At 63.7% G+C, this 20,404-nt stretch carries 19 protein-coding genes; 17 read left to right on the top strand and 2 right to left on the bottom strand.

What is annotated here, in order from left to right; all coding sequences use genetic code 11:
• Window positions 1-23: 23 nt before the first annotated feature.
• From cmk to cysM, 10 genes are all read left to right on the top strand, one after another.
• Window positions 24-731 (top strand): (d)CMP kinase, encoded by a 708-nt coding sequence (cmk, locus tag F3J17_RS32040; RefSeq protein WP_167069193.1) that lies wholly within the window; start codon window positions 24-26, stop codon window positions 729-731.
• A gap of 176 nt (window positions 732-907) precedes the next feature.
• Window positions 908-2,638 carry a 30S ribosomal protein S1 gene (gene rpsA / locus F3J17_RS32035; protein ID WP_103707055.1) on the top strand — a complete coding sequence of 577 codons (1,731 nt, stop codon included), beginning with the start codon at window positions 908-910 and terminating at the stop codon, window positions 2,636-2,638.
• Window positions 2,639-2,663: 25 nt separating this feature from the next.
• Complete coding sequence (locus F3J17_RS32030) at window positions 2,664-2,987, top strand: integration host factor subunit beta (RefSeq protein ID WP_103707056.1); 324 nt, start codon at window positions 2,664-2,666, stop codon at window positions 2,985-2,987.
• 342 nt (window positions 2,988-3,329) lie between these two features.
• On the top strand, window positions 3,330-3,623 hold the full coding sequence (locus F3J17_RS32025) for a LapA family protein (RefSeq protein ID WP_167069190.1): 294 nt from the start codon (window positions 3,330-3,332) through the stop codon (window positions 3,621-3,623).
• Window positions 3,624-3,687: 64 nt separating this feature from the next.
• A complete protein-coding gene (gene lapB, locus F3J17_RS32020; protein WP_167069187.1) occupies window positions 3,688-4,863 on the top strand; it encodes a lipopolysaccharide assembly protein LapB in 1,176 nt (391 codons plus the stop codon).
• A gap of 65 nt (window positions 4,864-4,928) precedes the next feature.
• Window positions 4,929-6,335, top strand: a complete 1,407-nt coding sequence (locus F3J17_RS32015; RefSeq protein WP_167069184.1) for a UDP-glucose/GDP-mannose dehydrogenase family protein — start codon at window positions 4,929-4,931, stop codon at window positions 6,333-6,335.
• Window positions 6,298-7,290: a D-glycero-beta-D-manno-heptose-7-phosphate kinase gene (gene rfaE1, locus F3J17_RS32010; protein WP_167069181.1), complete on the top strand. Its 993-nt coding sequence runs from the start codon at window positions 6,298-6,300 to the stop codon at window positions 7,288-7,290. Before F3J17_RS32015 ends, rfaE1 begins: the two co-directional genes overlap by 38 nt.
• A gap of 91 nt (window positions 7,291-7,381) precedes the next feature.
• Window positions 7,382-8,374: an ADP-glyceromanno-heptose 6-epimerase gene (rfaD, locus tag F3J17_RS32005; RefSeq protein ID WP_167069178.1), complete on the top strand. Its 993-nt coding sequence runs from the start codon at window positions 7,382-7,384 to the stop codon at window positions 8,372-8,374.
• Between the two features lie 78 nt (window positions 8,375-8,452).
• Window positions 8,453-8,824: a helix-hairpin-helix domain-containing protein gene (locus F3J17_RS32000; protein ID WP_167069175.1), complete on the top strand. Its 372-nt coding sequence runs from the start codon at window positions 8,453-8,455 to the stop codon at window positions 8,822-8,824.
• A 295-nt stretch (window positions 8,825-9,119) separates the two neighbouring features.
• Window positions 9,120-10,022, top strand: a complete 903-nt coding sequence (cysM, locus tag F3J17_RS31995; protein WP_167069171.1) for a cysteine synthase CysM — start codon at window positions 9,120-9,122, stop codon at window positions 10,020-10,022.
• Between the two features lie 95 nt (window positions 10,023-10,117).
• Here cysM and mltB read toward each other — a convergent pair whose 3' ends face one another.
• Window positions 10,118-11,497, bottom strand: a complete 1,380-nt coding sequence (gene mltB, locus F3J17_RS31990; protein WP_167069168.1) for a lytic murein transglycosylase B — start codon at window positions 11,495-11,497, stop codon at window positions 10,118-10,120.
• A gap of 293 nt (window positions 11,498-11,790) precedes the next feature.
• Here mltB and F3J17_RS31985 point away from each other — a divergent pair, with 293 nt between their 5' ends.
• The gene (locus tag F3J17_RS31985; RefSeq protein WP_167069165.1) at window positions 11,791-12,717 is read left to right on the top strand and encodes a histone deacetylase family protein; all 927 of its coding nucleotides are present in this window, start codon (window positions 11,791-11,793) and stop codon (window positions 12,715-12,717) included.
• 25 nt (window positions 12,718-12,742) lie between these two features.
• Here F3J17_RS31985 and F3J17_RS31980 read toward each other — a convergent pair whose 3' ends face one another.
• The gene (locus F3J17_RS31980) at window positions 12,743-13,648 is read right to left on the bottom strand and encodes an alpha/beta hydrolase (protein ID WP_167069162.1); all 906 of its coding nucleotides are present in this window, start codon (window positions 13,646-13,648) and stop codon (window positions 12,743-12,745) included.
• 292 nt (window positions 13,649-13,940) lie between these two features.
• Between F3J17_RS31980 and F3J17_RS31975 the strand changes: the two genes are divergently transcribed.
• The 6 genes from F3J17_RS31975 to F3J17_RS31950 all read left to right on the top strand — a co-directional run bounded on the left by F3J17_RS31975 (window position 13,941) and on the right by F3J17_RS31950 (window position 20,371).
• Window positions 13,941-14,978 carry a methionine ABC transporter ATP-binding protein gene (locus F3J17_RS31975; protein ID WP_167069159.1) on the top strand — a complete coding sequence of 346 codons (1,038 nt, stop codon included), beginning with the start codon at window positions 13,941-13,943 and terminating at the stop codon, window positions 14,976-14,978.
• Entirely contained in the window at window positions 14,968-15,621 is a 654-nt protein-coding gene (locus F3J17_RS31970; protein ID WP_167069156.1) for a methionine ABC transporter permease, read from the top strand. Before F3J17_RS31975 ends, F3J17_RS31970 begins: the two co-directional genes overlap by 11 nt.
• 85 nt (window positions 15,622-15,706) lie before the next feature.
• Complete coding sequence (locus F3J17_RS31965; protein WP_167069153.1) at window positions 15,707-16,513, top strand: MetQ/NlpA family ABC transporter substrate-binding protein; 807 nt, start codon at window positions 15,707-15,709, stop codon at window positions 16,511-16,513.
• Between the two features lie 249 nt (window positions 16,514-16,762).
• Entirely contained in the window at window positions 16,763-17,512 is a 750-nt protein-coding gene (locus tag F3J17_RS31960) for an electron transfer flavoprotein subunit beta/FixA family protein (protein WP_167069150.1), read from the top strand.
• Between the two features lie 15 nt (window positions 17,513-17,527).
• A complete protein-coding gene (locus F3J17_RS31955) occupies window positions 17,528-18,463 on the top strand; it encodes an FAD-binding protein (RefSeq protein WP_027817368.1) in 936 nt (311 codons plus the stop codon).
• Window positions 18,464-18,583: 120 nt separating this feature from the next.
• Window positions 18,584-20,371, top strand: coding sequence for an acyl-CoA dehydrogenase (locus F3J17_RS31950; RefSeq protein WP_167069147.1), 1,788 nt, complete (start codon window positions 18,584-18,586; stop codon window positions 20,369-20,371).
• Window positions 20,372-20,404 lie beyond the last annotated feature (33 nt).

Raw genomic sequence — 20,404 nt, 5'->3', positions numbered from 1 at the left:
CGAGAGACGAGTAACTTCGCCGCATGAAATCGACCCGTCCCTTTTACCCGACGCCCGTCATCGCAATCGACGGCCCGACCGCTTCCGGCAAGGGCACGGTGGCCACGCTGGTCGCCGCGCATCTCGGCTTTCACCTGCTCGACAGTGGCGCGCTGTATCGCCTTGCCGCGCTGGCGAGCATGCGTTACACCATTGCCGCCGATGACGCCGATGGCCTCGCCAGGCTGATCGACGATCTCCACATCACGTTCCGCGAAGGCACGGCCCAGCTCGACGGCGTCGACGTGTCGAACGACATCCGCGCCGAGGAAGTGGGCAACCGCGCCTCGATGATCGCCGCGCATCCGTCCGTGCGCACCGCGCTGGTGGCCCGTCAGCGGGCGTTCCGCAAGCTGCCGGGCCTCGTCGCCGACGGCCGCGACATGGGCACGGTGATCTTCCCGGACGCCGGTCTGAAGGTGTTCCTGACGGCCAGCGTAGAGGCCCGCGCGGCCCGCCGGCATAAGCAATTGATCCAAAAAGGATTTTCTGCTAATATGGATGACTTGCTCCGGGATTTGCGTGAACGCGACGCGCGCGATAGTAATCGCACAGCCGCGCCGCTCAAGCCCGCAGCGGATGCGAAGCTGCTGGATACCTCGGCGCTGTCCATCGACCAGGCGGTCGAACAGGTCGTGCAGTGGTACCAGAACCTGCCGGTGCGCCACACGGAAGCACACGGTAAGGTCTAAGGCGTCGCAGTAAGAATGCAGTAGAGCAGTTGCAGTAAATGTAGTGGTGCCCTGCTGGGAAGCAGGGCGTGTCTTAACCCTTTAACCCCGTATGGCTTTTGCATCTGCGCCGCGAACGTAAGCGTCCGGCCTCAACGCCCAACCAGCCAAAACTGGCTGAACTGGCAGCAGAAACCATGCAAATCCAGATTTTTATGTCCGACCTGCAAACCTCCACCCCGAATACCGAATCTTTTGCGGCTCTGTTCGAAGAGTCGCTGACCCGCCAAGACATGCGCGCCGGCGAAGTGATCTCCGCCGAAGTCGTGCGCGTTGACCACAACTTCGTGGTCGTCAACGCTGGTCTCAAGTCCGAAGCCTATATTCCGCTCGAAGAATTCCTGAACGACGCGGGTGAAGTGGAAGTGCAGGCGGGCGACTTCGTTTCCGTCGCGATCGACGCGCTGGAAAACGGCTACGGCGACACGATCCTGTCGCGCGACAAGGCGAAGCGCCTGGCTTCGTGGCTGTCGCTGGAAAAGGCTCTCGACAACAACGAACTCGTGACCGGCACGATCACGGGCAAGGTCAAGGGCGGCATGACCGTCATGGTCAACGGCATCCGCGCGTTCCTGCCGGGTTCGCTCGTCGACACGCGTCCGGTCAAGGACACGACGCCGTACGAAGGCAAGACCCTCGAATTCCGCGTCATCAAGCTCGACCGCAAGCGTAACAACGTCGTGCTGTCGCGCCGCGCAGTGATCGAAGCCACGCAAGGCGAAGAGCGCGCAAAGCTGCTCGAAACGCTGAAGGAAGGCGCGATCGTCAACGGCGTGGTCAAGAACATCACCGACTACGGCGCGTTCGTGGACCTCGGCGGCATCGACGGCCTGCTGCACATCACCGACATCGCATGGCGTCGCGTGCGTCACCCGTCGGAAGTTCTGTCGGTTGGCCAGGAAGTCACCGCCAAGATCCTCAAGTTCGACCAGGAAAAGAACCGCGTTTCGCTCGGTATCAAGCAACTGGGCGACGATCCGTGGGAAGGCATCTCGCGCCGTTACCCGTCGGGCACGCGCCTGTTCGGTAAGGTCACGAACATCACCGACTACGGCGCGTTCGTCGAAGTCGAATCGGGCATCGAAGGCCTGGTTCACGTGTCGGAAATGGACTGGACCAACAAGAACGTTGCTCCGTCGAAGGTTGTCCAGCTGGGCGACGAAGTCGAAGTCATGGTCCTCGAGATCGACGAAGACCGCCGCCGCATCTCGCTCGGCATGAAGCAGTGCAAGCCGAACCCGTGGGATGACTTCAGCCGCAACTTCAAGAAGGGCGACAAGCTGCAAGGCGCAATCAAGTCGATCACCGACTTCGGCGTCTTCATCGGTCTGCCGGGCGGCATCGACGGTCTGGTTCACCTTTCGGATCTGTCGTGGTCGGAAACGGGCGAAGAAGCTGTTCGCAAGTACAAGAAGGGCGACGAAGTCGAAGCCGTGGTTCTGGGCATCGACGTCGAGAAGGAACGCATCTCGCTGGGTATCAAGCAGCTCGAAGGCGACCCGTTCAGCAACTTCGTTGCTGTCAACGACAAGGGTTCGACGGTTGACGGCGTGGTCAAGTCGGTCGACGCAAAGGGTGCAGTTATCACCCTGAACGCTGACGTCGAAGGCTACCTGCGTGCTTCGGAAATCGCGCAAGATCGCGTGGAAGATGCTCGCAACGTGCTGAAGGAAGGCGACAAGGTCAACGCGATGATCATCAACATCGATCGCAAGTCGCGTGGCATCAACCTGTCGATCAAGGCGAAGGACTCGGCTGAAACGCAGGAAGCCCTGCGCAGCATGTCGTCGGACACGGGTGCGGCTGCTACCGGCACGACCAACCTCGGCGCGCTGCTGAAGGCCAAGCTCGACGGCCAGAACCAGTAAGCCTCAAACGGGGGCAAGCTGAAGTATGACCAAATCTGAATTGGTCGCGCAGCTGGCTACGCGATTTCCGCAACTTGTTCTCAAGGATGCGGATTTCGCGGTCAAAACGATGCTCGATGCGATGTCCGAGGCGCTTGCCAAGGGCCATCGCATCGAAATTCGCGGCTTCGGCAGTTTCGGACTGAATCGCCGGCCGTCGCGTGTCGGACGCAATCCCAAGTCGGGTGAAAAAGTGTTGGTGCCTGAGAAGTTCGTACCGCACTTCAAGCCGGGCAAGGAGCTGCGCGAGCGCGTGGACCGTCGTTCGGGCGAACCGCTGAAGGCGGAAGAGCCGGACGACGATCTGTAAGTGCCGCAAGGTAATTGCAGCGGTTACAGCCGTTGGCGGTCAATGCCAGATGGCCAGTGCATGGACCGAAGAAAGCGCAGGGTTTTTCGAAACCCGGCGCTTTTTTTTCGTCCACATTTTTTGCATTCGCGGCGAGGCGTGTGCCTTTCGCGGTGTCAGGCCGCGTGAGGCCGTGTAAGGTGTTCTTGTCGTCCCGCCTTGTTCACGTCACCGTGCGGCTTCGCGCACGTGCCGGGTCGCGGGCCGTTCCATTACAATACGGGACACTTCGGCGCGTCCTTTGCTGCGGCGCAGCAAGCCGGCCGCGCCGGCGCTCTCCCGCAACTGCCAAGAGAATCCTTCATGAGATTGATCGCCTGGGTGATCCGTGTGCTGGTCTTCGTGCTGCTGCTCGTGCTCGCACTGGCCAACACGCAAACCACGACGCTGAACTTTCTGGCCGGCTATGCGTGGCAAGCCCCGCTTATCCTGATCGGGCTGGCGTTCTTTGTGGTCGGCCTGCTGGCTGGGCTGCTTTCGGCGCTGCCGGCGATTTTCCGGCTGCGCATGGAAAACGGCCGCCTCAAGCGTGAGTTGCGCACGGCGCGCGAAACGCCTGTGGTTGTCGCTGAACCGCCGCTGCCGCCGCTCATCTGATTCGAATGACCCGCTGCGCGCGCATGCCCGCGCGCGTGGCCTGTAACCTCAAACCATCGCTCGCATGGATCTCGATTTCTGGTGGCTCCTCGTCATTCCCGTCGCGTTTGCACTCGGCTGGATGGCGTCGCGCTACGACCTCAAGGCGCTGCTGTCCGAAAGCGCCAACCTGCCGCGCTCCTATTTCCGCGGCCTGAATTTCCTGCTCAACGAACAGCCGGACAAGGCAATCGACGCGTTCATCGAAGTCGCCAAGCTCGATCCGGAAACGGTCGAACTGCACTTCGCGCTCGGCAACCTGTTCCGCCGCCGCGGCGAAACCGATCGCGCGATCCGCGTGCATCAGAATCTGCTTTCGCGCGCTGACCTGCCCGTGAACGAGCGCGACCACGCGCTCTATGAACTGGGTCAGGACTTCCTGAAGGCCGGCATGCTCGACCGCGCCGAGGAAACCTTCGGCACGCTCAAGTCGGGCGACTACGCGCAGGGCGCGCAGCGCGCGCTGCTCACGATCTACGAGATCGAGAAGGACTGGAACCGCTCGATCGACACCGCGCGCCAGCTCGAAACCATGGGCGCGCAGCCGCTCGGTCTCGAAATCGCCCAGTTCCATTGCGAACTCGCGCAGGAAGCCCTGCAGCGCAAGAATCCGGAAGAAGCGCGCCGTCAGCTGGGCCTCGCGCTCAAGGCGAACCCGCAGAACGTGCGCGCCACGATACTCGCGGGCGACGTCGATGCGGCAAGCGGCGACGCGCAGTCGGCGCTCACGCAGTGGAAGCGCGTCGAGCCGCAGAATCCCGCCTATCTGCCGCTCGTGGCCGAGAAGATCATGAAGGCCTACGAAACGCTGGGCCGGGCGCCCGAGGGCGCGAAACTGCTCACCGACTGGGTCGACCGGCATTCGTCGAACGATCTGCTCGATGTGGCCTATAAATATGTTGCCGAGCTCAACGGCCCCGAAGCGGCCCACACGCTCGCGCGCACGCAGATGCAGAAGTCGCCGAATCTCGCCGGCATGACGCGTCTGCTCGAAGCGCAGCAGGCCAGCGCCGAGGAGCCGCGCCGCAGCGAGCTGGAACTCATGCGCAAGCTGATCCAGCAGCGCACCAAGAATCTGCCGCGCTACACCTGCCAGAACTGCGGGTTCCGCGCGCGCCTTTTCTACTGGCAATGCCCGGGCTGTAGCGGTTGGGAAACCTACGCGCCGCGCCGCGTCGAGCCGATTCCGGCGTCGAGCTGACAGGCTGACCCGCGTCAGCCTGCGACCCTGCAACATCAACATCCGAATCTGTCACCGGAGCGCGTATGAAAATCACCATTATCGGTACCGGCTATGTTGGCCTCGTCACCGGGGCGTGCCTTGCCGAAATCGGTCACGACGTGTTCTGCCTCGACGTCGATCCGCGCAAGATCGACATCCTGAACAACGGCGGCGTGCCCATCCATGAGCCGGGCCTGCTCGAACTCATCCAGCGCAACCGCAAGGCGCGCCGCATCACGTTTTCCACCGACATTGCCGCGAGCGTCGAACATGGCGAGGTGCAGTTCATCGCCGTCGGCACGCCGCCGGACGAAGACGGTTCCGCCGACCTGCAATACGTGCTGGAAGCCGCGCGCAGCATCGGCCGTCATATGAACGGCTTCAAGGTCATCGTCGATAAATCGACGGTGCCGGTTGGCACGGCGCAGCGCGTGCAGGCCGTGGTGGCGGAAGAGCTGGCCAGGCGTGGAATCGACGCGAGCGCGGAGCACCGCTTCTCGGTCGTTTCGAATCCTGAGTTCCTCAAAGAGGGCGCGGCCGTGGACGACTTCATGCGTCCGGACCGCATCATCATCGGCATCGACGAGGACGCCAACGGCGAAATCGCGCGCGAGAAGATGAAGCGTCTCTACGCGCCGTTTAACCGCAATCACGAACGCACGATCTACATGGACGTGCGCTCGGCCGAGTTCTCGAAGTACGCGGCCAACGCCATGCTGGCCACGCGCATCTCGTTCATGAACGAGATGGCGAATCTGGCCGACCGCGTGGGCGCGGACATTGAATCGGTGCGTCGCGGCATCGGCTCGGATCCGCGCATCGGCTATCACTTCCTTTACGCGGGCTGCGGCTATGGCGGCTCGTGCTTCCCGAAGGACGTGCAGGCGCTGATCCGCACGGCTGCGGAATCGGGGCAGAATCTGCGCATTCTCGAAGCGGTCGAGGAAGTCAACCACGACCAGAAGGACGTGCTGGTGCGCAAGATCGTCAAGTCGCTCGGCGACGATCTGACGGGCAAGCACTTCGCGGTCTGGGGTCTGGCGTTCAAGCCGAATACCGATGACATGCGCGAAGCGCCGAGCCGTCGCCTGATCGCGGAACTCGTTTCGCGCGGCGCGACGGTGTCGGCCTACGACCCGGTGGCGACCGAAGAGGCGCGCCGTGTGTTCGCGCTCGATCTCGCCACGTCGCCGGATCTGCTCGCGCGCATCACGTTCGCGCCGAGCCAGGACGACACGCTCGCGGGCGCCGATGCGCTCGTGATCGTCACGGAATGGACGGCCTTCAAGGCGCCCGATTTCGAAGCGCTCAAGGCCGAGCTGAAGACGCCGCGCATCTTCGACGGTCGCAATCTCTATGAGCCGGACGCGATGGCGGAACACGGCTTCGACTACCACTCCATCGGGCGGCCCCATGTCAAACACGCAAGCGATGCAACCTCAGCAGCCTGACCACGCGGCGCTCGCGCCCGACGTCCAGGTCGTGCCGCGCGAGCAGTTCGGCCATGCGCGCGTGCTGGTGGTGGGCGACGTGATGCTCGACCGTTACTGGTTCGGCGACGTCAACCGCATCTCGCCGGAAGCGCCGGTGCCGGTGGTGCACGTGCAGCGTCAGGAAGACCGCCTGGGCGGCGCGGCCAACGTCGCGCGCAACGCGGCGGCGCTGGGTGCGCAGGCGGGCCTGCTGTGCGTGGTCGGTCATGACGAGCCGGGCGAGCGCATCGTCGCACTGCTCGGCGAAAGCCATGTGCACGCGCATCTCGAACGCGATCCCGCGCTGCCCACGACGATCAAGCTGCGCGTGCTCTCGCGCCAGCAGCAACTGCTGCGCGTGGACTTCGAGAACACGCCCGCGCACGAGGCGCTGCTCGCGGGCCTCGCACGCTTTGACGCGCTGCTGCCGACGCACGACGTGATCCTCATGTCGGACTATGCGAAGGGCGGGCTCACGCACGTCACGCAGATGATCTCGAAGGCGCGCGCGGCGGGCAAAGCCGTGCTGGTCGACCCGAAGGGCGACGACTGGGAGCGCTATCGCGGCGCCAGCGTCATCACGCCGAACCGCGCCGAACTGCGCGAAGTGGTGGGCAACTGGAAGTCGGAAGAAGACCTGCTGGCGCGCGTGACGAAACTGCGCACGGACCTGCAGGTCGACGCCTTGCTGCTGACGCGCTCGGAAGAGGGTATGACGCTCTTTTCCGGCAACGGCGTGCTGCATACGCCGACCGTGGCACGCGAAGTGTATGATGTCTCGGGCGCCGGCGACACGGTGATTGCCACCCTCGCAGTCGCGCTGGGCGCGGGTCTTTCGCTTCAGGAAGGCGTTGCGCTCGCCAACCGTGCGGCCGGCATCGTGGTCGGCAAGCTCGGCACCGCCACCGTCGATTACGACGAACTCTTTCAATGACGTTCCGCACAGCCTGAGCCCAATCAGGGCAGACCGGGATTTCTGGAGAGTTTTCCCGGTCTTGCGCGGACTTCATCACCGCAGAAATACCATGACCATCATTGTGACCGGCGCAGCCGGCTTCATCGGCAGCAACATCGTCAAGGCGTTGAACGAACGCGGCGAAGACCGCATCATCGCCGTCGACAATCTCACGCGCGCCGACAAATTCAAGAATCTGGTCGATTGTGAAATCGACGATTACCTCGACAAGACCGAATTCGTCGAGCGCTTCACGCGCGGCGACTTCGGCAACGTGCGCGCGGTGTTCCACGAAGGCGCCTGTTCGGACACGATGGAAACCGACGGCCGCTACATGATGGACAACAACTTCCGCTTCAGCCGTGCGGTGCTGGACGCCTGCCAGGCGCAGCGCACGCAGTTCCTGTATGCGTCGTCGGCGGCGATTTACGGCGGCTCGACGCGCTTTGTCGAAGATCGCGAAGTGGAAGCGCCGCTGAACGTCTACGGCTATTCGAAGTTCCTGTTCGACCAGGTGATCCGCCGCGTGCTGCCCACGACGCAAAGCCAGATCGCGGGCTTCCGTTACTTCAACGTCTACGGCCAGCGTGAGACGCACAAGGCGCGCATGGCGTCGGTGGCGTTCCACAACTTCAACCAGTTCCGCGCCGAAGGCCGCGTAAAGCTGTTCGGCGAGTACAACGGCTATGCTCCGGGCGAGCAGACGCGCGACTTTGTGTCGGTGGAAGACGTGGTGAAGGTCAACCTGTTCTTCTTCGATCATCCGGAAAAGTCGGGCATCTTCAATCTGGGCAGCGGCCGCGCGCAGCCGTTCAACGATATCGCCACGAGCGTGGTCAACACGCTGCGCGCGATGGAAGGCAAGCCGGCGCTCACGCTCGAAGAACAGGTCAAGGAAGGTCTGATCGAATACGTCCCGTTCCCGGACGCCCTGCGTGGCAAGTATCAATGCTTCACGCAGGCCGACCAGACGAAGCTGCGCGCAGCGGGCTACGACGCGCCGTTCCTGACGGTTCAGGAAGGCGTCGATCGCTACGTACGTTGGCTATCTGGCCAGGTGTAAGCGCAAGCGGTCTCTCCCTAAACTGGATTCTCCTCGCCGGCGATGGTCGCCGGCGGTGGTTATCAACGGAGATCCAGCATGATCAGAAAACTTCTCGCACTGGTGGCGCTGCTCGCGGCCTTCGGCCAGGCGTTCGGGGCCGTGGACGTCAACACGGCTAACGTCGACGCGCTGCGCGGCATCAAGGGCATCGGGCCGGCGCGCGCCAAGGCCATTCTCGACGAACGCAACGCTCATGGGCCTTACAAGGATGCTTCCGATCTTGGTAAGCGTGTGAAGGGGCTGGGCGGTCATACCGTCGAACGTCTGCAGGCCGAAGGATTGTCGGTCGGTCCCGCAACGGGCAAGCCGGGGGCGGCGACGCAGACGGCGAATGGGGCAGCGCCCGCGAAGAGCGGCAACGCTCAGGGCGCGGCCACGGGTTCCACCACGGTTGCGGTGAAGAAGTAGCGTTCGCGCGCGTGATAGCCGCGTCGCGTGTTCACGTTCCTCGCGCGACGCGGTGGCAGTCTCCTTCAGGTTTCGCCACGGTGCCGCTCCAGCATCGCTCAGGCGACGTTGAACCCGCGGTTCAGGCCGCGGGCTTTTTGCCTTTGCGGCATTCGGACGGCAATCCCGCCGTCGTCCCGCCGTCATGCCGCCGCAACCCTCCTGCGAGCATGGGCAGTCGGGACGCCCCTGCGCGGGCAGGCCGCGTGGTTTAGAATCGAAAGATCACGTAAAACGCGCCTGACCGTCACCTTTTATGCCATACAAGACCATTGAAGACACGATTGGCAATACGCCGCTCGTGCAACTCGTCCGTTTGCCGGACGACGAAATCCGCGCCCGCAACAACATCGTGCTGGCGAAGCTGGAAGGCAACAACCCGGCGGGTTCGGTCAAGGACCGCCCGGCGCTTTCGATGATCCGCAAGGCGGAACAGCGCGGCCGCATCAAGCCGGGCGATACGCTGATCGAAGCCACCAGCGGCAACACCGGCATTGCGCTGGCGATGGCAGCGGCAATCCGCGGCTACAAGATGATTCTGATCATGCCGGAAGACCTCTCGGTCGAACGCCGTCAGAGCATGGCCGCCTACGGCGCGGAAATCATGCTGACGCCGGTGAAGGGCGGCATGGAATACGCGCGCGATCTCGCCGAGCAGATGCAGCGCGACGGCAAGGGCATCATCCTCGACCAGTTCGCCAATCCCGACAATCCGCTTGCGCACTACGAAGGCACCGGCCCGGAACTCTGGCGCGAAACCGAAGGGCGCATCACGCACTTCGTGTCGTCGATGGGCACGACGGGCACCATCATGGGCACGTCGCAGTATCTGAAAGAGCAGAACCCGGCAATCGAGATCGTCGGTGCGCAGCCGGAAGACGGCTCGCGCATTCCGGGCATCCGCAAGTGGCCGGAGGCCTATCTGCCGAAGATTTTCGATCGCAGCCGCGTGGATCGTGTCGAGAACGTGAGCCAGGCCGCCGCTGAGGCGATGGCGCGTCGTCTCGCGTCGGTCGAGGGCATCTTCGCGGGCATTTCGTCGGGTGGCGCATGCGAAGTGGCGATGCGTCTCGCGCGCCAGCTCGAAAACGCGACGATCGTGTTCATCGTCTGCGATCGCGGCGATCGTTATCTGTCGACGGGTGTGTTCCCGGCTTGATCGTGGCTTAAGCGTCGCCGCTTTATCGGCTCGCTCGAATGCAAACGGGCGGTCTGTCATGAAAGACAGACCGCCCGTCTTTTATGGCGCGCCGGTTATTGCGGCTGCTGACTGGGGCGCGCCTGGCGCGATTGCTGGAGCTGCTGGATCTGTTGCAACTGCTGCGGCGTGAGGGTGTTCGTGCCGTTCGACGGACCGGCGCTTACGTCCGAGCCCGCGTCGGTGCCTGCATCTGCGCCTGCGCCGGTATCCCCGCCTGCCTGCGTGGCCAGCATCTGCGCCTTCACGCGCATGCCCAGCTGATACACCGACAAAGCATAGAAGAAGCTGCGGTTATAGCGCGTGAGCACGTAGAAGTTCTTCAGGCCCAGCATGTACTCGGTCGCACGTCCCGGCGTCGGCAGGTCGATCACGGTGACGGGCGTGCCGCCCTCGGCGGCGATGTCCACGTTCGGCTCATTGAGCGCGAGGCCCGAGCGCAGCAGTTGCACGAGCGGCCAGCGCGGGTCCGGCTTGCCGTCGGCGGCAGCCTGGGCGATGCCCTGGCTGCCCGGATCGCTCGCAACCTTCCACACCACCGGACGGCCCGTTTCCCAGCCGTTCTGCTTCAGATAGTTCGCGACGCTGCCGATCGCATCGGCCGTGCTGTTGCGCAGGTCGATATGGTGATTGCCTTCGTAGTCGACGGCGTACTGCACGATGCTGCTGGGCAGGAATTGCGGAATGCCGATCGCGCCCGTGTACGAACCCAGCACCGACGACGGATCGATCTGCGAATCGCGCGTCCACACCAGGTAGTCTTCGAGATTCTTGCGAAACGTCGCCATGCGGTCGGTGCGATTGGGCGTATCCGGATAATCGAACGCGAGCGTGGTGAGCGCGTCGAGCACGCGGAAGTTGCCCATGTAGCGGCCGTAGATCGTCTCCACGCCGATGATGCCGACGATCACCTCGGGCGGCACGCCGAACTGGTCGGCGGCGCGCTGCAGCGTGGCCTGGTTCGCGCGCCAGAATTTCACGCCCGCGTTGATGCGCACGGTGTCGAGAAAACGCGCCTGATATGCACGCCAGTTTTTCGTGCCCGGCGTGGGCGAGGGCGTCACCAGCTTGACCGCCGTAGCCGAATAGCTCGCGCTTGCGAACAGGGCGTGCAGCGCATCGGCATTGAAGTCGTAGCGCGCGACCATGTCGTTGATGAAGGCATCGACATTCGGATTGTTCGCATAGCGCTGCGGGACGATTTCCTCTTCGAACGTCTGGCCTTGCGAGTTTGCCTGCGCCGACTGCGGCTGCGCCTGGGCGAGCGTCGCGGGCTTGCGCTTTGCAGTTGCAGCGGAAGCGGCAGCGCCCGAGGTTTGCGCGTGCGCGGCGCCGCTCAACAGCGCGGCCGCCGTGCAGAGCGCAAGGGCGAAAGACGAGATGCGCGGATGGCCGGAAACAGACAGAGCGGACTTTTGCGCGGACGTGTGCGTCATGGGAGGCGAGCGGTTCTGAACGGGGTGAACTGGAGAAGAGGGTCCGGGGCAGTATACCCGAGCACTTCGCACGCACTAAGCCTGGGTGGGCCTGCGCGCAGGGCGTGGCGCGTATCGCACGCCTGCGGGCGCAAGCATTGCAGGTGGCGTGTGGTAACGTGATGCTGGACCGCGCTCGATCGCGGCCCGCGCGACTGCTGCCGGACTCTTGCTGATTGCCGCGTAGCACCCCGACGAAAGACCTGATGGAGACCCGCGTGCGCACCCTTGGCGTCGCGCGGCCAGTACGACACATGACGACCGGTTTTTTCACGCATCCCGACTGTCTGCTGCATGAAATGGGCGAGTGGCATCCCGAATGCCCGGCGCGCCTGCAGGCCATCGAAGACCAGCTTATCGCCAGCCGCATCGACGCGCTGATCGAGCGCGACGACTCCGCGCCGCTCGCAAGCGTTGCCGCGCTGCTACGCGTGCATACCCAGGCGCATATCGATTACCTGCGCCAGCTTGCGCCGCAGGAAGGCTACGCCGCCATCGATCCCGATACCTCGATGAATCCGCATACGTGGCAGGCGGCCTTGCGCGCAGCGGGCGCAGCCGTTGCCGCGACCGACGCCGTGATCGCGGGCCGCTACGAAAACGCGTTCTGCAGCGTGCGCCCGCCTGGCCATCACGCCGAACCTGCTCGCGCGATGGGTTTCTGCTTCTTCAATAACGTCGCCATCGCGGCGCGCCATGCGCTCGACGTGCATGGCCTGTCGCGCGTGGCGGTCATCGACTTCGATGTGCATCACGGCAACGGTACGGAAGCCGCCTTCGCGGGCGACTCGCGCGTGCTCATGTGCAGCATCTTCCAGCATCCGTTCTATCCGTTCTCGGGCGCGGAGAATCAGGCGCCGAACATGGTCAATGTGCCGATGGCGGCGCGCACCAAAGGCATGGACGTGCGCGAGGCAATCGACATTCTGTGGCTGCCGCGTCTGCACGAATTCAAGCCGGAGATGGTGTTCGTGTCGGCGGGTTTCGATGCGCACCGCGAGGACGATCTCGGCAATATGGGTCTCGTCGAGGACGATTACGCGTGGATCACGGAGCAGATCGTCGACGTCGCCAATCGTCACGCCAAGGGGCGCATCGTGAGCTGCCTCGAAGGCGGCTATAACCTCTCGGCGCTCGGGCGCAGTGTGGTCGCGCATCTGCGCGCGATGGCCGGCATCTGAATCAGCGCGTGGGGTCGACGCACGCCTAACTGCGCTTGTCGATCCAGTCGAGCATCGCGCCAATCACCCGCTCGCGATCCAGATCGTTGAGCGTTTCATGGAAGCTGCCTTCGTAGAGCGTGAGCGTGCGATCGGGCGAGCCCACATGTTCTCCGAATGCGCGGCTGCCTTCGGGTTCCGTGAGTTTGTCTTCCGTGCCGTGCCAGACGAGCACCGGTAAGCGCAGCTGCGCGCGGCCCGCTTCAATGCGCTTCATCGCGTCGAGCAATTCCGCGCCGGTGCGCGCGGGAATCGCGCCGTGATGCACGAGCGGATCGGCGCGATTGGCCGCGACCACCGCAGCGTCGCGCGCGAGCAGCGCGGCGTCTATCTTCATCGCCGGGAAGCGCGGCCAGATTGCGCTCATCACGCGGCTCGCGGAAATCATCCATTGCGGCACGTCGCGGCCCGGCGCAAGCGCGGCGCTCGACAGCAGCAGCCCGGCGAACTTCACGCCCGCGCGTGGCGCGCGCTCGATCGCATAGAGCGCGGCAATCGCGCCGCCCATGCTGTGGCCCATCAGGAAGAGCGGCGTGTGGCGCTTCGCGCTTTGCGCGGCGGCGTGGGCGATGAGCGCTTCGGCGTCGTCGAGATAGTCGTCGAAACGCGCGATGGTGGCGCGCTGCCCGCTCGCGCGTCCGTGGCCGCGCAGATCGATCGCATAAACGTCGATGCCTGCGGCGTTCAGCCGCGCCGCTAGCGCCGTATAGCGTCCCGCGTGTTCGGCGAGTCCGTGAATCAGCGCGATGGCCGCGCGCGCGGGCGTGGCGCGTGTGCGCCAGACGTACAGCGGCAGCTCCGTGCCGTCGCGGGCGCGCAGCGTGACGCTCTCGGCTGCGCCATAGCCGCTCGGAGCCTTGTCTGCAACGGCATTCGACGGGCTTGTCTCCATATGCGCCTCTTTTCCCTGGATGTGTGGTTATCGGTTTCGGGCTGTGGGGCAGGGTAGCGCCGATTCGGCGAGCCGACACCCGCTTTTCCCCGCACGATTCCTCTAATGAGCAGAGGTTATGAAATTATCGGAATTGATTATTAAAAGGAATTTTGCCAGCCAGGGTAAAATAATGAGTTGATTCCAGTCCAGCAAACGGCGGCAGTCTGCCGGTGCGACGCGGCTTGTGCGGTTGAAAGATCGTTGCAAGACTCCAGCGGCGCGCGGCACACCCCGCCGTTTCGTTTTTTTCATGATCGAAATTCGAAATGTGTTCCAGCGCTTTGCCGGCCCGAATGGCGGCCAGGTCGAGGCGTTGCACAACGTCAATCTGACGATTCCGCAGGGCGAGGTGTTCGGCATCATCGGCCGCAGCGGCGCGGGCAAGAGTACGCTCGTGCGCACCCTCAATCTGCTCACGCGACCCACCGAAGGCGACATCGTCGTCAACGGCCGCACGCTGACGACGCTCTCCAGCGCCGATCTGCGCGCAGCGCGCCGTGAAATCGGCATGATCTTCCAGCACTTCAACCTGCTGTCGTCGCGCACGGTGTACGAGAACGTGGCGCTGCCGCTCGAACTCGCGGGCATGAAGCGCGCGCAGATCGAAGAGGCGGTGCTGCCGTTGCTCGAGCTGGTGGGCCTGACGGCGCAGAAAGATCGTTATCCGTCGCAGATCAGCGGCGGACAGAAGCAGCGCGTGGGCATCGCGCGCGCACTGGCGAGCAAGCCGAAGGTGCTGCTCTCGGACGAAGCGACTTCCGCACTCGATCCGGAAACCACGCGGGCGATTCTTGACCTGCTGCGCAAGATCAATCGCGAGCTGAACCTGACCATCGTGATGATCACGCACCAGATGGAAGTGATCAAACAGGTCTGCGACCGCGTGGCCGTGCTGGACGCGGGCCGTGTGGTGGAAACCGGTCCGGTGCTCGACGTGTTCCTGCAACCGCACCACGAAGTCACGCGCGCACTGCTGGGCGATGTCATCGCCCAGGAACTGCCGCCCACGCTCAAGGCCCGTGTGGTCGAGCGTCTCGCCAAGGGCAACGCGCATCTGCTGCGTCTGGCCTTCAAGGGCTCGGGCGTCGATCAGCCGGTGCTGTCGGAAACGATCCGTCGCTTCGAACTCGATTTCAACATCCTGCATGGCCAGATCGACGAGATCCAGGGGCAGGCGTTCGGCTCGCTCGCGGTGCTCGCGGGCGGCGATGCGGTGAAGGTGGCGCAGGCCATGACGTGGCTGCGCGAGCAGGGTGTGGTGGTAGAGGAGCTGTCCCATGTGGAGTGAAATGTTCGATATGTTCGTCCAGTCGTTCTGGGAGACGCTCATCATGGTGGGCATTTCCGGACTGGTCGGCGCTGCTGTGGGCCTGCCGCTGGGCGTGCTGCTCTATCTGACGGACCGCAACGGCGTGCTGCAGAACGTGGCCGTCAATCGCGCGATGGGCGTGGTCGTCAACGCCGTGCGCTCGACGCCGTTCATCATCCTGCTGGTGGCGGTGATTCCGTTTACGCGCATCATCGTGGGTTCGTCGATCGGCACGGCCGCCGCGATCGTGCCGCTGACGATTTCCGCCGCGCCGTTCATCGCGCGCCTGGTGGAAACCGCGCTGCGTGAAGTCGATCGCGGTCTGATCGAAGCCGCGCAATCGATGGGCGCGAGCACCAGCCAGATCGTCTTCAAGGTGCTGCTGCCCGAGTCGCTGCCCGGCGTGGTGGCGGGCCTGACGATCACCTTCATTTCGCTGGTCGGCTATTCGGCGATGGCCGGCGCGATCGGCGGCGGCGGCCTGGGCGACCTGGGCATCCGTTACGGCTATCAGCGTTTCGAGCCGGAAGTGATGCTGCTGGTGGTCGTGGTGCTGATCGTGTTCGTGCAGATCGTGCAGTCGTTCGGCGACTGGCTGGTGCGACGTCTGAGCCACAAATAAGCCGCACATAACTCGTCCGAAGCGACGAGGCTGGCCAGACGTTTTTTCGATATAGATAGATAACTACAGAGACAAAGGTTTGGCTATGCAACGTCGGTTTGTGATGAAGATGGCGGCTGCGCTTGGCGCGGTCGCACTCGCCGCGCCGCTGGGCGTCTCGCTCGCGTATGCGGGCGAAAGCATCAAGGTGGGCGTGACGGGCGGCCCGCACGAGCAGGTGATGGAAGTGGTGAAGCGCGTGGCGGCGAAGAACGGGCTCGACATCAAGATCGTCGAGTTCTCGGACTACGTGCAGCCGAACGCGGCGCTGGCGGGCGGCGATCTCGACGCCAACAGCTATCAGCACGAGCCGTATCTGGATGCGCAAGTGAAGGACCGTGGCTACAAGCTCGTCAAGCTTGCCGATACGGTGACCTTCCCGATGGGCATCTACTCGAAGAAGATCAAGTCGCTCGCGGATCTCAAGCCGGGCGCGCGGATTGCGGTGCCCAATGACCCGACCAACGGCGGACGCGCCTTGCTGCTCCTGCAAACGCAGGGCCTCATCAAGTTGCGCGCCGATGCGGGTCTGAAGGCCGCGCCGATCGACATCGTGGATAACCCCAGGAAGCTGAAGATCGTCGAACTGGACGCAGCGCAGATTCCGCGTTCGCTCGACGATGTGGACGCCGCCGCCATCAACACGAACTTCGCGATGCAGGCGGGCCTGAAGCCGAAGGCGGACGCGATTGCGATCGAAGATCCGCACGGGCCGTACGTGAATATCCTCGCGATCCGTGCCGAAGACCGCAACAAGCCGTGGGCGGCGAAGCTGGCGGCGGCGTACCGTTCGCCGGAGGTCAAGCAGTACATCGAGCAGAAATTCGGCGGGGCGGTGATCGCCTCCTGGTGAGGGCGGGCGCCGATCTCGACGAATTAGATAGAGAATTCAGTCGGAGCCCGGACTTGAGTCCGGGTTTTTTCCGACATAAAATCGCACGACCGTTCGCTATCGACGAACAAGGCAGCCAGGCCGCAAAAATGGGGCGGCTGCGGCAGCAAAGCGGGTCGTGCGGGAAAAATGCTGGCGGCGGATGCGCGCGGGAACGCTATCGCTATAATGTCCGCCAGGTTGACGTATTCGTAACTTCGGAGCATGTGAATGAAAGTCCTTGTGCCAGTCAAGCGCGTAGTCGATTACAACGTGAAGGTTCGTGTGAAGTCGGACGGCACGGGCGTCGACATCGCGAACGTGAAAATGTCGATGAACCCGTTCGACGAAATCGCCGTGGAAGAGGCGGTGCGTCTGAAGGAAGCGGGTATCGCGACGGAAGTCATTGCTGTTTCCGCTGGCGTCACGCAAGCGCAGGAAACGCTGCGCACGGCGCTGGCGATCGGCGCGGACCGTGCGATCCTGATCGAGTCGAACGAAGACCTGCAGCCGCTGGCTGTCGCCAAGCTGCTCAAGGCGCTGGTCGACAAGGAACAGCCGCAGCTGGTCATCCTCGGCAAGCAGGCTATCGACGACGATTCGAACCAGACCGGCCAGATGCTGGCTGCGCTGGCCGACCTGCCGCAAGCCACCTTCGCTTCGAAGATCACGGTTGCTGATGGCAAGGCCACGGTTGCGCGTGAAGTCGACGGCGGCGCGGAAACGCTGTCGCTGACGCTGCCCGCAGTCGTCACGACGGACCTGCGCCTGAACGAACCGCGCTACGTCACGCTGCCGAACATCATGAAGGCGAAGAAGAAGCCGCTGGAGATGATCAAGCCGGAAGACCTCGGTGTGGACGTCACGCCGCGTCTGAAGACCCTCAAGGTTGCTGAGCCGCCGAAGCGTTCGGCAGGCGTGAAGGTCGCGGACGTGAAGACGCTGGTCGAGAAGCTGAAGACCGAAGCCAAGGTGCTGTAAGGGAGCGAGAAGAAAATGACGAATCTGGTTATTGCTGAACACGACAATCAGTCGATCAAGGCTGCAACGCTGAACACGGTTGCTGCGGCACAGAAGATTGGCGGCGATGTGCATGTGCTGGTCGCTGGCCACAACGCTCAAGCTGCGGCTGACGCAGCAGCGAAGATCGCTGGCGTTTCGAAGGTGCTGCTGGCCGACGCGCCGCAACTCGCGCAAGGCCTGGCTGAGAACGTCGAAGCAACGGTTCTGGCTATCGCAAAGAACTACTCCCACATCCTCGCGCCGGCCACGGCAGCAGGCAAGAACGTCACGCCGCGTATCGCTGCGAAGCTGGACGTCGCGCAGATTTCGGACATCACGGCAGTCGATTCGCCGGACACGTTCGAGCGTCCGATCTATGCTGGCAACGCCATTGCAACCGTGCAATCGGCTGATCCGGTCAAGGTCATCACGGTCCGTACGACGGCATTCGACGCAGTGGCAGCCGAAGGTGGCAGCGCAGCAGTCGAAAAGCTGGAAGCCGCAGCAGACAACGGCAAGGCCGCTTTCGTTGGCCGCGAAGTCACGAAGCTCGACCGTCCGGAACTGACGAGCGCGAAGATCATCGTCTCGGGTGGCCGTGGTCTGGGCAGCGGCGAGAACTACACGCAAGTGCTCGAACCGCTGGCTGACAAGCTCAACGCAGCACTCGGCGCATCGCGCGCAGCAGTGGACGCAGGCTATGTGCCGAACGACTATCAAGTCGGTCAAACCGGCAAGATCGTCGCGCCGCAACTGTACGTGGCGGTCGGCATCTCGGGCGCGATCCAGCATCTGGCGGGCATGAAAGACTCGAAGGTCATCGTCGCGATCAACAAGGACGAAGAAGCGCCGATCTTCAGCGTGGCCGATTACGGTCTCGTCGGCGATCTGTTCACGGTCGTGCCGGAGCTCGTCAAAGAGCTCGGCTAAGCAGGAACAGCACAACAGACGCGTGGCTGGCACATGACGTCTGACACGAAAAAGGGGCGCTCCAAGCGCCCCTTTTTCGTTTTCCGATATTTCCGGTAACCGGAGACTGGGAGGACTGACATGTACGACGCACCGATCAAGGACATGTTGTTCGTGATGCAGCAGCTAGCGGGACTCGACGAGATTGCCGCGCTGCCCGGCGGCGAGGACGCCACGCCTGAGACCGTCGAAGCCGTCCTGCACGAGGCCGCGAAATTTTGCGGCGAAGTGCTCGCGCCGCTGAATGCCGAAGGCGACCGCAACCCCAGCCGCTGGGACAATGGTGCGGTGCACGCGACGCCCGGTTTCGTGCAGGCATTCGGTCAGTATGTGGCTGGCGGCTGGCAGGGCGTGCAACATCCTCAGGAATACAAAGGACAGGGTTTGCCCAAGCTCGTCGGCACGCCCTGCGTGGAGATGCTCAATGCCGCCAATCTTTCTTTCGCGCTGTGTCCGCTGCTGACCGATGGCGCGATCGAAGCGCTGCTCACGGCGGGCAGTGAAGAGCAGAAGCAGCGCTTCGTGCCGAAGCTGATCTCGGGCCAATGGACCGGCACGATGAACCTCACCGAGCCGCAGGCCGGCTCCGATCTCGCGGCCGTGCGCACCCGCGCCGAGCCGCAGCCCGACGGCACCTACAAGCTGTTCGGCACCAAAATCTTCATCACGTGGGGCGAGCACGATATGGCGGAGAACATCGTCCATCTCGTGCTGGCGCGCACGCCGGATGCGCCCGAAGGCGTGAAGGGCATTTCACTTTTCATCGTGCCGAAGTTCCTCATCGACGAAGACGGCACGCTGGGCGCGCGCAACGACGTCCACTGCGTGTCGATCGAACACAAGCTCGGCATCAAGGCGAGCCCGACGGCGGTGCTTCAGTACGGCGACCACGGCGGCGCGATTGGCGAGTTGATCGGCGAAGAAAATCGCGGCCTGGAGTACATGTTCATCATGATGAACGCCGCGCGTTTTGCGGTGGGCATGCAGGGCGTGGCGATTGCCGATCGCGCGTACCAGAAGGCGCTGGCCTATGCGAAGGAGCGCGTGCAGAGCCGGCCCGTCGATGGTTCGTCGAAGGCGGCGGTGACGATCATTCATCACCCGGATGTGCGCCGCATGCTCGCCACCATGCGTGCGCTGACCGAGGCCGCGCGCGCGCTCGCGTATGTCGCGGCGGGGGAGAGCGACCGCGCGCATCGCGATCCCGATGAGACGCGGCGCGCGCAGCATCAGGCGCGCTACGAATATCTGGTGCCGATTGTGAAGGGCTGGAGCACGGAACTCGCTATCGAGGTCGCGAGCCTGGGCGTGCAGGTGCATGGCGGCATGGGCTTTATCGAGGAAACCGGCGCGGCGCAGTTCTATCGCGATGCGCGCATTCTGGCGATCTACGAAGGCACCACGGCGATCCAGGCCAACGACCTGATCGGTCGCAAGACGCTGCGAGACGGCGGCGCGGTGGTCAAGACCTTGATCGGCGAGATCGGCCAGACCGTCGCGGAACTGGTGGCGCAGGAAGGTGCGGCTTTCAAGTCAATGGCGAACCATCTGGCGCTCGGCCAGCAGGCCTTGGGGCTGACGGTGGATTTCGTGCTCGCCAATGCGAAGCGCGATCCGAACGCGGTATTCGCGGGCAGCGTGCCGTATCTGAAGCTCGCGGGCATCGTGCTGGGCGGCTGGCAGATGGCGCGCGCGATGCTCGCCTCCGCGCGGCTCATGCAGGACGATCCGAAGTTCCACGGTGCGAAGATCGCCATGGCGCAGTGCTACGCCGAACATGTGTTGCCGCAGGCGGTGGCGCTGGAAGCGTCGATCGTCGGCGCGAATGGTTCGGACGGCGTGCTGGCGCTGGCGGAAGATCAGTTCTGAACGGGCGACAGGACGTGTAAACGCAAAACGGCG

This window comes from Burkholderia sp. Ax-1719 (assembly GCF_011753055.1).
GTDB lineage: Bacteria > Pseudomonadota > Gammaproteobacteria > Burkholderiales > Burkholderiaceae > Paraburkholderia.
This window is presented reverse-complemented; position numbering and strand designations above follow the sequence as displayed.

Bases quoted from the DNA above. Each gene is read 5' to 3' on its own strand.
- F3J17_RS31980 (WP_167069162.1), bottom strand. From the start codon at position 13,648: ATGGAGACAAGCCCGTCGAATGCCGTTGCAGACAAGGCTCCGAGCGGC.
- mltB (WP_167069168.1), bottom strand. From the start codon at position 11,497: ATGACGCACACGTCCGCGCAAAAGTCCGCTCTGTCTGTTTCCGGCCAT.
- rfaE1 (WP_167069181.1), top strand. From the start codon at position 6,298: ATGTCAAACACGCAAGCGATGCAACCTCAGCAGCCTGACCACGCGGCG.
- F3J17_RS31965 (WP_167069153.1), top strand. From the start codon at position 15,707: ATGCAACGTCGGTTTGTGATGAAGATGGCGGCTGCGCTTGGCGCGGTC.
- F3J17_RS31955 (WP_027817368.1), top strand. From the start codon at position 17,528: ATGACGAATCTGGTTATTGCTGAACACGACAATCAGTCGATCAAGGCT.
- cmk (WP_167069193.1), top strand. From the start codon at position 24: ATGAAATCGACCCGTCCCTTTTACCCGACGCCCGTCATCGCAATCGAC.
- F3J17_RS31950 (WP_167069147.1), top strand. From the start codon at position 18,584: ATGTACGACGCACCGATCAAGGACATGTTGTTCGTGATGCAGCAGCTA.
- F3J17_RS31975 (WP_167069159.1), top strand. From the start codon at position 13,941: ATGATCGAAATTCGAAATGTGTTCCAGCGCTTTGCCGGCCCGAATGGC.
- rfaD (WP_167069178.1), top strand. From the start codon at position 7,382: ATGACCATCATTGTGACCGGCGCAGCCGGCTTCATCGGCAGCAACATC.
- F3J17_RS31970 (WP_167069156.1), top strand. From the start codon at position 14,968: ATGTGGAGTGAAATGTTCGATATGTTCGTCCAGTCGTTCTGGGAGACG.
- F3J17_RS32015 (WP_167069184.1), top strand. From the start codon at position 4,929: ATGAAAATCACCATTATCGGTACCGGCTATGTTGGCCTCGTCACCGGG.
- F3J17_RS32030 (WP_103707056.1), top strand. From the start codon at position 2,664: ATGACCAAATCTGAATTGGTCGCGCAGCTGGCTACGCGATTTCCGCAA.
- F3J17_RS32000 (WP_167069175.1), top strand. From the start codon at position 8,453: ATGATCAGAAAACTTCTCGCACTGGTGGCGCTGCTCGCGGCCTTCGGC.
- F3J17_RS32025 (WP_167069190.1), top strand. From the start codon at position 3,330: ATGAGATTGATCGCCTGGGTGATCCGTGTGCTGGTCTTCGTGCTGCTG.
- cysM (WP_167069171.1), top strand. From the start codon at position 9,120: ATGCCATACAAGACCATTGAAGACACGATTGGCAATACGCCGCTCGTG.
- rpsA (WP_103707055.1), top strand. From the start codon at position 908: ATGCAAATCCAGATTTTTATGTCCGACCTGCAAACCTCCACCCCGAAT.
- F3J17_RS31985 (WP_167069165.1), top strand. From the start codon at position 11,791: ATGACGACCGGTTTTTTCACGCATCCCGACTGTCTGCTGCATGAAATG.
- lapB (WP_167069187.1), top strand. From the start codon at position 3,688: ATGGATCTCGATTTCTGGTGGCTCCTCGTCATTCCCGTCGCGTTTGCA.
- F3J17_RS31960 (WP_167069150.1), top strand. From the start codon at position 16,763: ATGAAAGTCCTTGTGCCAGTCAAGCGCGTAGTCGATTACAACGTGAAG.